This is a genomic window from Streptomyces sp. NPDC088254 (assembly GCF_044740925.1).
GTDB lineage: Bacteria > Actinomycetota > Actinomycetes > Streptomycetales > Streptomycetaceae > Streptomyces.
The window spans coordinates 56,436-68,334 of the sequence record NZ_JBIURQ010000014.1; the positions used below are offsets into that span (position 1 = coordinate 56,436).

General features: G+C 70.8%; 10 protein-coding genes and 1 other RNA gene. 10 read left to right on the forward strand and 1 reads right to left on the reverse strand.

All coding sequences use genetic code 11. The annotated features are described in order from the left end of the window. Positions 1–117 precede the first annotated feature (117 nt). Entirely contained in the window at positions 118–309 is a 192-nt protein-coding gene (locus tag ACIOC0_RS34405; protein WP_130436516.1) for a hypothetical protein, read from the reverse strand. A gap of 226 nt (positions 310–535) precedes the next feature. On the opposite strand from ACIOC0_RS34405, the gene ftsE reads away from it, so the two are divergent. The 10 genes from ftsE to ACIOC0_RS34455 all read left to right on the forward strand — a co-directional run bounded on the left by ftsE (position 536) and on the right by ACIOC0_RS34455 (position 11,833). After that, complete coding sequence (ftsE, locus tag ACIOC0_RS34410) at positions 536–1,225, forward strand: cell division ATP-binding protein FtsE (RefSeq protein WP_130436517.1); 690 nt, start codon at positions 536–538, stop codon at positions 1,223–1,225. Positions 1,226–1,261: 36 nt separating this feature from the next. Continuing rightward, on the forward strand, positions 1,262–2,179 hold the full coding sequence (gene ftsX / locus ACIOC0_RS34415; protein ID WP_351099103.1) for a permease-like cell division protein FtsX: 918 nt from the start codon (positions 1,262–1,264) through the stop codon (positions 2,177–2,179). Positions 2,180–2,247: 68 nt separating this feature from the next. Continuing rightward, a complete protein-coding gene (locus ACIOC0_RS34420) occupies positions 2,248–3,429 on the forward strand; it encodes a S41 family peptidase (protein WP_351099101.1) in 1,182 nt (393 codons plus the stop codon). A 104-nt stretch (positions 3,430–3,533) separates the two neighbouring features. Next, complete coding sequence (gene smpB, locus ACIOC0_RS34425) at positions 3,534–4,079, forward strand: SsrA-binding protein SmpB (protein WP_130436519.1); 546 nt, start codon at positions 3,534–3,536, stop codon at positions 4,077–4,079. A gap of 97 nt (positions 4,080–4,176) precedes the next feature. Next, positions 4,177–4,574: a transfer-messenger RNA gene (ssrA, locus tag ACIOC0_RS34430) on the forward strand. Positions 4,575–4,721: 147 nt separating this feature from the next. After that, positions 4,722–5,024, forward strand: coding sequence for a hypothetical protein (locus tag ACIOC0_RS34435; RefSeq protein ID WP_402159801.1), 303 nt, complete (start codon positions 4,722–4,724; stop codon positions 5,022–5,024). Between the two features lie 374 nt (positions 5,025–5,398). Continuing rightward, positions 5,399–6,478 (forward strand): hypothetical protein, encoded by a 1,080-nt coding sequence (locus ACIOC0_RS34440; RefSeq protein WP_402159804.1) that lies wholly within the window; start codon positions 5,399–5,401, stop codon positions 6,476–6,478. 354 nt (positions 6,479–6,832) lie between these two features. Continuing rightward, positions 6,833–8,902: a bifunctional polysaccharide deacetylase/glycosyltransferase family 2 protein gene (locus tag ACIOC0_RS34445; RefSeq protein ID WP_402160260.1), complete on the forward strand. Its 2,070-nt coding sequence runs from the start codon at positions 6,833–6,835 to the stop codon at positions 8,900–8,902. Next, on the forward strand, positions 8,902–10,239 hold the full coding sequence (locus ACIOC0_RS34450) for an acyltransferase (RefSeq protein WP_402159807.1): 1,338 nt from the start codon (positions 8,902–8,904) through the stop codon (positions 10,237–10,239). Before ACIOC0_RS34445 ends, ACIOC0_RS34450 begins: the two co-directional genes overlap by 1 nt. Before the next feature lie 187 nt (positions 10,240–10,426). After that, entirely contained in the window at positions 10,427–11,833 is a 1,407-nt protein-coding gene (locus ACIOC0_RS34455; RefSeq protein ID WP_402159809.1) for a nitrate/nitrite transporter, read from the forward strand. Positions 11,834–11,899 lie beyond the last annotated feature (66 nt).

Consider the following 11,899-nt stretch of genomic DNA (forward strand, 5'->3'; position numbering starts at 1 on the left):
CCGCACCCGCACGCACCGTAAGCGCGCGCACGCCGAGAGGCCCGGAGCTCAAAGCTCCGGGCCTCTCGGGCGTCCTGAGGTCGTTCTGAGGGTTTCCGCGGTGCCCCGGCCGCCGGCCTAGGCGGTCTGGTGGGCCAGCAGCGCCACCGCCGCGACCAGCACCGCCAGCAGCGCGATCAGCGCCATCGGGTTCAGGCCCGCGAAGAAGTTGTCCTGCTGCAGCCGCTCGCGGTTCGCACGGCACACAGGGCACCGGCCCTCGCTCACGGGCGCGGCGCAGTTAGCGCACACCAGCCGGTCGTACGTCATGCGCTCGCCCTCCTTGCACCGGTTCCACAGACACAACGCTCGCGCGGGCGCGAACGTTCCCCCCACCACTGTGCCAGGTTCCCCGGGCCCCCGCGCGGGCGCTCGGGAAGAGCGCCGCCCGTACAAAAGGGCACAACCCCCGCGCAACCGCAACCGGTGCCTGCGCGCGCGTACCCGGTTCGCGTAAGGTCACGCTCATCTACCCCCGGCGACCCGTGGTGCACCCGTGATCCGATTCGACAACGTGTCCAAGGTCTACCCCAAGCAGACCCGCCCCGCACTCAGGGATGTCTCCCTCGAAGTGGAGAAGGGCGAGTTCGTGTTCCTGGTGGGGTCCTCGGGCTCCGGCAAGTCCACCTTCCTGCGGCTCGTCCTCCGCGAGGAGCGCTGCAGCCACGGCCAGGTGCACGTGCTGGGCAAGGACCTCGCGCGCCTGTCCAACTGGAAGGTGCCGCAGATGCGCCGCCAGCTGGGCACGGTGTTCCAGGACTTCCGCCTGCTGCCGAACAAGACGGTGGCGGAGAACGTCGCCTTCGCGCAGGAGGTGATCGGCAAGTCCCGCGGCGAGATCCGCAAGTCCGTTCCGCAGGTCCTCGACCTCGTCGGCCTCGGCGGCAAGGAGGAGCGGATGCCGGGCGAGCTGTCCGGCGGTGAGCAGCAGCGCGTCGCCATCGCGCGCGCGTTCGTGAACCGGCCCAAACTGCTGATCGCGGACGAGCCCACCGGCAACCTCGACCCGCAGACCTCCGTCGGCATCATGAAGCTGCTCGACCGGATCAACCGCACCGGCACGACCGTCGTCATGGCCACGCACGACCAGAACATCGTGGACCAGATGCGCAAGCGCGTCATCGAGCTGGAGAAGGGCCGCCTCGTCCGCGACCAGGCACGCGGCGTCTACGGCTACCAGCACTGACCGCGACCGTCCACGGAAAGGCCCGAAGAACCCGCCATGCGCGCCCAGTTCGTACTGTCCGAGATCGGTGTCGGTCTCCGTCGCAACCTGACGATGACGTTCGCCGTCATCGTCTCCGTCGCCCTGTCGCTCGCCCTGTTCGGCGGGTCGCTCCTGATGAGCGACCAGGTCAGCACGATGAAGGGCTACTGGTACGACAAGGTCAACGTCTCGATCTTCCTCTGCAACAAGAGTGACGCCGCGTCCGACCCCAACTGCGCCAAGGGCGCGGTCACCGAGGACCAGAAGAAGCGGATCAAGTCGGACCTCGACAAGATGCCGGTCGTCGACACGGTCACGTACGAGACCCAGGACCAGGCGTACAAGCACTACAAGGAACAGTTCGGCGACTCGCCGCTCGCCGCCTCGCTCACGCCGGACCAGATGCAGGAGTCGTACCGCATCAAACTGAAGGACCCGGAGAAGTACCAGGTCATCGCCACCGCCTTCGACGGCCGGGAAGGCGTGCAGTCGGTGCAGGACCAGAAGGGCATCCTGGACAGCCTGTTCACGATGCTGAACCTGATGAACCGGGCCGCGCTCGGCGTCATGGCGCTCATGCTGATCGTCGCCCTGCTGCTGATCGTCAACACCGTGCGCGTCTCGGCGTTCAGCCGCAGGCGGGAGACCGGCATCATGCGCCTGGTGGGCGCGTCCGGCTTCTACATCCAGGCCCCGTTCATCGCCGAGGCCGCGGTCGCCGGACTGATCGGAGGGTCCCTCGCGTGCACCTTCCTCGTGGTCGGGCGGTACTTCACGATCGACCACGGCATGGCGCTGTCGCAGAAGCTGACCCTCATCAACTTCGTCGGCTGGGACGCCGTGTTGACCAAGCTGCCGCTCATCCTGGCGGCGAGCGTGCTGATCCCCGCCCTTGCCGCCTTCGTCGCTCTGCGCAAGTACCTGAAGGTGTGACGCACGCCAACGGGGTCGTACGGTCAAGCGAACGTACGGCCCCTTCGCGTTCCCCTAGACTCACGGCCATGTCAGGCCATGACCCGTTCTGTCCGTCCCGTCGCCTCGGCCGGGGAGTCGCCCTGACGTTGGTGTTCGCCGGTGTGGTCGCCGCGGGGGCGGCGACCGGCTCGCTGCCGGGGGAGCTGCGCGGCGGCCGTGAGTCGGCGGTCGGCGAAGGGCGTACCACGGCGACGCTCTCCAGCCGCCCCGAGGCGGTGACCCGGGCCGCCGAGGAGGCGATGGCCGACGGCAAGTCGCCCCTGGAGGCCGCCGAGCGCGCCGTGAGCCGCAGCGGGGACCGATGGGCGGCGGTGTACTCCGAGGGCGAGTACGAGGAGTTCGCGCAGTCCCTCGACGGCCGGTACACCGGCGTCGGCCTGGAGGCGCGGCGCGAGCGGGACGGCCGGATCGAGATCACCGAGGTGCGGTCCGGGTCGCCCGCCGCCGCCGCGGGGATCCGCGCGGGGGACCGGCTGAGCAGTGTGGACGGCACGAACGTCGAGGGACGGCCGGTCACCGACGTCGTCTCGTTACTCCGCGGCGACGCCCTGGACGCGCCCGCCGGCACCACCGTCCGGCTCGGTCTGGAACGCGGCACACGCGCGTGGACCGAGACGCTGCGCCGGACCCGCCTGTCCACCGACTCGGTCACCGTGCGCCGGCTCGCCGACGGCGTCACCGTCATCACGATCGCCGCGTTCACCAAGGGCGTCGGCGACAGCGTCCGCACCGCCGTCCGTGCGGCCCCCGGCGACGACGGGATCGTCCTGGACCTGCGGGGCAACTCCGGCGGCCTGGTCACCGAGGCCGTCTCCACCGCCTCCGTCTTCCTCGACGGCGGTCTCGTCGCCACCTACGACGTCGAGGGCGACCAGCGCGTCCTGCACGCCGAGCCCGGCGGCGACACGGGCAGGCCCCTGGTCACGCTCGTCGACGGCGGCACCATGAGCGCGGCCGAGCTGCTCACGGGCGCCCTGAAGGACCGGGGCCGCGCGGTCGTCGTCGGCTCGCGCACCTTCGGCAAGGGCTCGGTGCAGATGCCGAGCAGGCTGCCCGACGGCTCCGTCGCCGAGCTGACCGTGGGTCACTACCGCACCCCGTCCGGCCGCAGCGTCGACGGCCAGGGCGTCACCCCGGACCTGGAGGCGGACGAGGGCGCGCTGGAGCGCGCGGAGAGCGTCCTGGACGGTCTCGGCGACACGGCGTGAGCCGGCCGGCGGGCCGGGCGGACCGGTCGGCTCACGTGTTCCCGTCGCGAACCTCGTAATCGGCTTTCCCCCAGGCCCCCTCCTGGTGCGAAAATGGCCGCACTATGAGCAAGGGAATGTACGTACCGAAAGAGTCCCAGCCGAAGCAGGGCAAGCCGGCCGAGGGCAAGGCCAAGGACGGCAAGCGCAAGATCGTCGCGCAGAACAAGAAGGCCCGGCACGACTACGCGATCATCGACGTCTACGAGGCCGGGATCGTGCTCACCGGGACCGAGGTGAAGTCGCTGCGCCAGGGCCGGGCCTCGCTGGCCGACGGCTTCGTCCAGATCGACGACGGCGAGGCGTGGCTGCACAACGCCCACATCCCGGAGTACTTCCAGGGCACCTGGACCAACCACTCCGTGCGCCGCAAGCGCAAGCTGCTGCTGCACCGCGAGGAGATCGACAAGCTCGCGGTGAAGTCCGAGGAGACGGGGCACACGATCGTGCCGCTCGCTCTCTACTTCAAGGACGGCCGGGCGAAGGCCGAGATCGCGCTGGCGCGCGGCAAGAAGGAGTACGACAAGCGCCAGACCCTGCGGGAGAAGCAGGACCGCCGGGACACGGACCGCGCGATCGCGGCGGCGAAGCGGCGGCAGCGGGGCGCGTAGTAATGCGCTGGCATCGGCGGGCGTCGGTCACGTACGATGGCTTCTGCACCCCACAGCGGGTGCGCTTCCCTCCACGGAGGGGTTGAAAAAACAACATGGGGATGATCGGTTTCGACAGCGGTTGTCGAAGCAGGGGAAGCGTGTCGAGGAAGCGGCCATGATCTCGTAAACCACAGGCCGAAAAAAATAATCGCCAATTCCAAGAGCGATTCTCCCGAGCACTTCGCTCTCGCCGCCTGATCTCAGGTAGCGACAGCGTCTGCTCTCTCATGGGAGTGTCAGCCCGGGAGTGTTCCCGACCCGGATCCTGGCATCAGCTAGGGGACTAAACCTTGATCCCGGTCACGGGGTGAAGAGGGAAACCAAACAGTGACTGGGCCCGTCGGCGACTTGTTCGCGTGATCGCCGGGGCCGAGAAAATCGTAGCGAACTGCACACGGAGAAGCCCTGTTTCCGCACCGTTGGACGCGGGTTCGATTCCCGCCATCTCCACTCATCCCATGTGGGCGAAGCCCCGCTGCTCTCGAGCAGCGGGGCTTTCGTCGTTCTCGAGCGACGGCGGCAGGGTCGTCACGGACGCTGCCGGGACAGCGAACCCGGCCGCCGGCGACACATGGCGGTTGCGAAGAATTCCGGCGAATCATGAAAAAACCCCGCAATCCGATTCTCGATGTAGTCGACTTTCCGGCCATGCCTCAAACGGTGGGGAGAGCGCTCGTCGAGCCGATCCTGTCCACCCCCGTGTCGTCGGTGTGGCGAAAAGGGCTGGTCCGTTCGGCGCTCAACATGTTCCGCCGGGCGGGGCTCGAACTCGGGTTCGTGGAGTCCTGGATCGGACGGTCGGTCGGAGGATCGATTCCAGCCATAGGCATGAACATGACCTCTGAGCATAAATGCGACAACGTGAACATCGGACGCACGGCTGCGCTAGATTCGTCGACCTGAGCAAAGTCCGGGTAAATGGGGCGTGTTGACCGGGTGGGGGTCCGGATTCGCGGCATGTGCTCGCCGTCGTAGATGCGCCCGGTACAGACCCGTGGTGTCCCATGGGGGGAATCGCACACGTGAGCAAATGGCTGGAAGACGCCTTTCCGGAGTGGCCGGAAGCGGCGTCGCCGACCGGAAACGTACCGATGGCGGAAGGAAGCGGTCAGGCGTTTCCCGGGTCCGCGCGGTGGTCGTCGAGAGGTGTCACGGAGGGGGGTGCGCGGGCGTCCTCCCCGGAGCTTCCCGCCGGCGGCGGCTGCCGGGCATTATCGAGCAATCCACTCGAAACTGGGACACCGGCACTCTCGAACAATCTTTCCGAAAATGAACGGTTGAGCGGTGGGCTTCGGGATCCCTGGGCAGAGAGCGCCGGGGAGACGTCCGGCGTTCTGGGCGGCGGCTCCGGCGCGTCGAGCGCGGGCCCCACCGGCCCCACCGGCCCCCTCGGCCCCCTCGGCCCCACCGGCCCCACCGGCCTCACCGGTGTCGCGGACGAGGCCGGCGGAGCGGATGGCGACGACCACGACCCGGACGAGGTGACCGTCCAGCTCGACTCCCCGCCCGGCGACGGGCAGGACGCCTCCGAGGTGCCCGTGTTCGTCGACGAGTCCGGCCGCCGCAGCCGCACCTTCCGCCGCATCGGCATCGCCGTCGGACTCGCCTGCGCCGCCTACGCCGTCGTCATCGTCGGCACGCTCCTGTCGGGCAACTCCAGCGCGCCCTGGCTGCCGGTGCCGGGCCCGAAGGACGACGAGCCGGCCAGTCAGGTGGACACCGGCCCGCAGCCCTCGGCGTCGTCCGGCGGCACGAGCGACCCGGAGGAATCAGCGCCCGACCGTCCCGGAAGCACCGCTTCCGGCGCCGCGTCGGCGCCCCCGGCCGCGAGCGCGTCGCCCAGCGCACGGGGGAGCGCCGCCCCGCCGAGCGCATCCGCCTCCCCGGGGCCCTCGGCGAGCGCCTCCCTCCTGCGGCCCAGCCCGGAGGCCTCGAGCCGCGAGCCGTCGCTCCAGGCGCCGAGCAGCCCCGCCGCGTCCTCCGCGCCGCCCCCGTCGCCCTCGCCCAGCGCCTCGCCGTCGCCCGACGCCTCGCCCTCACCGGCGGGAGGCGCGGGAACCACGGTGGCGGGCGGCGCCCCTCAGCCGGCGCCCGCCCGCGACATGTCGACGACGCACACCACGGCGTCGTCCGCCGTCCTGCCGGCCACCGGCGCCATGACGACACTCGTCCCGCCGGCCGTCACCGGGCTGCCCCGGACGCTGACACCCGGCCCGGTCTCCGCCGCGCGGCTCCACCCGCCCGTGCCCGGCTCGGCAGCCACCGTGCCCGTCTTCGCGGTCCTCTCCGGCTCGACGACCGCCGCGCTCCCGTCCGCTCCCCGCTCCGTCGCCCTCCCCGGCGGCCTCGCCGTCTGACTCTGAACCCCGGAGAACGTCCCCCTCATGGCATCCCACACCGGCCGGCGTGCGACCCGACGGTCCGCCGGTCACCCAGCCCAGCCCGTCGCCTCCGCTCCCTCGCCCGACGACGCACCGGACACACCCGACGACCACCGCACCGACGGCGACCACCGTTCGGGCGGCCACCGCTCCGCGCGGCGTTCCGCACCGCGCGCCGCGCAGCGCTCCGCCCCACGGCGGTCGCGCGGCCGCCGGATATCGGGCGGGCGGGCCGCCGACGGCGAGAGCCGGGCCGCCGCTGCCCGGCGGCGACTGCTCCCGTCCCTGCGCCTGCGCCACCTGCTCCCGCTGCTCGTCCTCGTCGCGATGATGGCGATGCTGATGCTGCGCGGCTACGTGCACAGCGAGATCCTCGCCGACCACCGCATCCGCTCCGAGGTCGCCGCCGACCACGTCCCCCGGAAGATCCTGGAGGGCGGCCCCGTCGTCGACACCCGCGGCGAACAGCCGACCAGCATGGACGTGCCGGACCGCCGGATCGTCCTCACCTTCGACGACGGCCCCGACCCGCGCTGGACGCCGAAGGTCCTCGACGTGCTGAAGAAGCACCATGCGCACGCCGTCTTCTTCATCACCGGCACCATGGCCTCCCGCTACCCCGAACTCGTCAAGCGGATGGTGGACGAGGGCCACGAGATCGGCCTGCACACCTTCAACCACCCCGACCTCTCCTACCAGTCGAAGAAGCGCATCGACTGGGAGCTGACCCAGAACCAGCTCGCCCTCGCCGGCGCCGCCGGCATCCGCACCTCGCTGTTCCGCCCGCCGTACTCCTCCAGCGCCTCCGCCCTCGACGACAGCTCCTGGCCGGTGACCGAGTACGTCGGCAGCCGCGGCTACCTCACCGTCCTCACCGGATTCGACAGCGAGGACTGGCGCAGGCCCGGCGTCGAGCAGATCGTCCGCAACTCCACGCCGCCCAAGGGCAAGGGCGCGATCGTCCTCATGCACGACTCCGGCGGCGAACGCAGCCAGACGGTACGGGCACTCGACGTCTACCTGCCCCAACTCAAGGGCCGGGGCTACCGGTTCGACAACCTCACCGAGGCGCTCGACGCCCCGAGCGCGCACACCGCCGTCGCCGGCCTCGACCTGTGGAAGGGCCGCGCCTGGACCGCCCTGGTCGGCGCGGCCGACGACCTCACGGGCGTCCTCGTCGTCGGTCTCGCGGTCATCGGCTTCCTCGTCTTCGCCCGCTTCGGTCTGATGCTGCTGCTGTCCGCGATCCACACCCGCCGCACCCGCCGCCGCGACTTCGTCTGGGGCCCCGACGCACCGGTCACCGAACCGGTGTCGGTCCTCGTCCCGGCGTACAACGAGGCCAAGTGCATCGAGAACACGGTCCGTTCGCTGGTCAAGAGCGACCACCCCGTCGAGATCCTGGTCATCGACGACGGCTCGGCGGACGGCACCGCCCGCATCGTCGAGGACCTCGGCCTGCCCGGCGTACGCGTCGTCCGCCAGGTCAACGCGGGCAAGCCGGCCGCGCTCAACCGGGGCATCGCCAACGCCCGGCACGACATCATCGTGATGATGGACGGGGACACCGTCTTCGAGCCGTCCACCGTCCGCGAACTCGTCCAGCCGTTCGCCGACCCCGAGGTGGGCGCCGTCGCCGGCAACGCCAAGGTCGGCAACAAGAACAAGCTCATCGGCGCCTGGCAGCACATCGAGTACGTGATGGGCTTCAACCTGGACCGCCGTATGTACGACGTCCTGCGCTGCATGCCCACCATCCCCGGCGCGGTCGGCGCCTTCCGCCGCACGGCCCTCAACCGCGTCGGCGGCATGAGCGACGACACCCTCGCCGAGGACACCGACATCACCATGGCCATGCACCGCGACGGCTGGAAGGTGGTCTACGCGGAGAAGGCGCGCGCCTGGACCGAGGCCCCGGAGTCGATCCAGCAGCTGTGGTCCCAGCGCTACCGCTGGTGCTACGGCACCATGCAGGCGATCTGGAAGCACCGCCGCGCCCTGGTGGAGCGGGGCCCCTCCGGCCGCTTCGGCAGGGTCGGGCTGCCCCTCGTCTCGCTCTTCATGGTCGTGGCCCCGCTGCTCGCCCCGCTGATCGACCTGTTCCTCGTCTACGGCCTGCTGTTCGGCCCGACCGGCAAGACGATCGCGGCCTGGTTCGGCGTCCTCGCGGTCCAGGCGGCCTGCGCGGCGTACGCGTTCGCCCTCGACCGCGAGCGCCTGACCCCGCTGGTCTCCCTGCCGCTCCAGCAGCTCATCTACCGCCAGCTGATGTACATCGTCCTGCTCCAGTCCTGGATCACGGCGCTCACCGGCGGCCGGCTGCGCTGGCAGAAGCTGCGCCGCAAGGGGCAGGTCGCCGCGCCGCCGGGCGAGCCGGCCATGGAGAGGGGAGCGGCCTGATGCCTCCTCAGCCCCCCGACGCCCCGCCCGGCGCGACGGCCTCCGAGGCCCGGCCGGGCCGAAGCCGGCACGCGGCGACGCGGAGGGGCCGGCCGGGGCCGCCCGACCGGGACCCGCACCCGCCGGCGACAGGGCCGTCCGCCCCGCCCGCCGGCGCGGCCACGGCACAGGACCCGCCTCCCGCGCCCCCGCCGGCCGGTCCCCGCCCCCGCGGCCGGGACCGCTACTTCGACCTGCTCCGCGCGATCGCCCTCTTCCGCGTCGTCTTGTACCACCTCATGGGCTGGGCCTGGCTGCCCGTCGTCTTCCCCTCCATGGGCGTGATGTTCGCCCTGGCAGGCAACCTCATGGCCCGCTCCCTGGCCAAGCGCCCCGCGTCCGCCGTCGTCCGGGGCCGCGTCCGCCGCCTCCTGCCGCCTCTGTGGCTGCTGGGGGCGATCGGCGTGACCGGGATGCTGCTGGGCGGCTGGGGCCCCGACGACGGCGAGGCCCACCCCGTCGGCTGGTGGCTGCACCTCGGCTTCTGGATCCTTCCGCTGAGCGACCCGCCCTACGGCGAAGGGCTGCCCGGCGTCCACGGCCTGCTCGGGGAGGAGTGGACGACGGCGATGGGCGTGCCCCTGTGGTACCTGCGCGCCTACCTCTGGTTCGTCTTCCTCTCCCCCCTGATGCTGCGCGCCCTGCGCGCCGCGCCGTGGCCGACGGTCCTCGCGCCGATCGCGCTGTCGGCGGCGCTGGAGTACGGGTCGCTGTCCGTGCCGTACTGGCGGGTGGAGTCGGTGCTCAGCGACATGGGCGCGTTCGGCGCATGCTGGCTGCTGGGCATGGCCCACCAGCAGGGCGTGCTGCGCCGCGTCCCCCGGTACGCGGTGCTCTCCCTCGCCCCGGCGGTCGGCGCCGCCGGCCTCTGGCACGCCCTGTCCGACGGGTTGCGGCAGGGCCACGACCTGGACGACATGCCGTTCGCCCAGTCCCTGTGGTCCTTCGCGACGGTGCTGATCCTGCTGCACATCAGCCCCGCCTGGCAGGAGTGGCCCCGCCGGCTGCGCCGCTGGGACGGCCTGATCACCCTGCTCAACTCCCGCGCGGTGACGATCTACTTGTGGCACAACGTGTGCATCGTCCTGACGGAGTCACTGTGGGACCACCTGTGGGACGTCCCGGCCCTGGAGACCCACGCCGCCTGGCTCCTGCAGAGCCCCTGGCCCCAACTCCCCCTGGTCTGGCTCCTGACCGCCCTGTGCGTGCTCTGCTTCGGCTGGACGGAGGACCTGGCGGCCTCCCGCGCCCCCCGCCTGTGGCCGACCGGCGACCCGGGCGCCCACCGGTCCCGGTGAAACCGAACGCCGGTTCCACGAACCGCCCGGCCGAACAGGACCTCTCATCTCGCCACCCGGCGAGGTGAGAGCAACGTTCCCTTGCGGTCACTCGTGGGCACAGGGCGGAAACGCGTGCTGCCTACCTTCGGGACTCACACCGCTCGTTCCCCCGAAGCACCCGAGCCCCGGAGCACGTGGAGGCGCCATGACGACCGTCGGGACAGGTCCCGCAGCCCAGAAATCCTCAGCATCCTCCCCGAAGCGAGGGGGCCGCTGGATCGAGCAGTGGGATCCGGAGGACGAGGGCTTCTGGAAGGCCACCGGTGAGAAGGTCGCCCGCCGCAACCTCCTCTACTCCGTCTTCTCCGAGCACATCGGCTTCTCCGTCTGGACCATGTGGTCCGTGCTGGTGCTCTTCATGGGCCCGGAGTACGGGCTGACCCCGGCCGACAAGTTCCTGCTGACGTCGATGGTCACGCTGGTCGGGGCCGTCGTCCGGGTGCCGTACACCTTCGCCGTCGCCGTCTTCGGCGGCCGCAACTGGACGATCGTCTCGGCGGGACTGCTGCTCGTGCCCACGGTCGCCGCCTTCGCGGTGATGAAGCCGGGGACGTCGTTCGGCACGTTCCTCCTCATCGGCCTGCTCGCGGGCATCGGCGGCGGCAACTTCGCCTCCTCCATGACCAACATCAACGCCTTCTTCCCGCTCCGCAAGAAGGGCTGGGCGCTCGGCCTCAACGCCGGCGGCGGCAACATCGGCGTGCCGGTCCTCCAACTGGCCGGCCTCGCCGTCATCGGCGCCGGCGGCGGCCCGCGCGTACTGCTCGGGATCTACATCCCACTGATCGTCGTCGCCGCGACCCTCGCCGCGCTCCGCATGGACAACCTCGCGTCCGTCACCAACGACACCGGCGCCGCGATCGACTCCGCGAAGGACGCCCACACCTGGATCATGTCCTTCCTCTACGTCGGCACGTTCGGGTCGTTCATCGGATACTCGTTCGCCTTCGGGCAGGTCCTCACCAACCAGTTCGGCCGTACGCCCCTCCAGGCGGCCTACCTCACCTTCATCGGCCCGCTCCTCGGCTCCCTGATCCGCCCCGTCGGCGGCTGGCTCGCCGACCGCTACGGCGGCGCCCGCATCACTCTCTACAACTACGTCGGCATGGCCGCCGCCACCGCCCTCCTGATCTTCGCCAGCATGCAGAAGTCGCTGGGACTCTTCGTCGCCGTGTTCGTGGTGCTCTTCGTGCTCAGCGGACTCGGCAACGGCTCGACGTACAAGATGATCCCCGGCATCTTCCAGGCGAAGGCCCTCGCCAAGGGGCTCGTCGGCGAAGAGGCGGCCGCCTACGGACGCCGGCTCTCCGGCGCCTCCATGGGCCTCATCGGAGCGGTCGGCGCGCTCGGCGGCGTCGGCATCAACATGGCCTTCCGGCAGTCCTTCCTCTCCTACGGCTCGGGAACCGGCGCGTTCGTCGCCTTCCTCGCCTTCTACGCCGTCTGCTTCATGGTCACCTGGGCCGTATACCTTCGCCGCCCGGCCGGGCGGATCACCGCCTCCGGCGCCTCCTCCGAGGTGAAGCCGCAGCTCAGTTACGCCGAGGTGTGACGTAACACTGGCGACATGAACCCGAACCGAGCCTGTCACGCGCCGTTGACAGGCTCGCTCGGCATG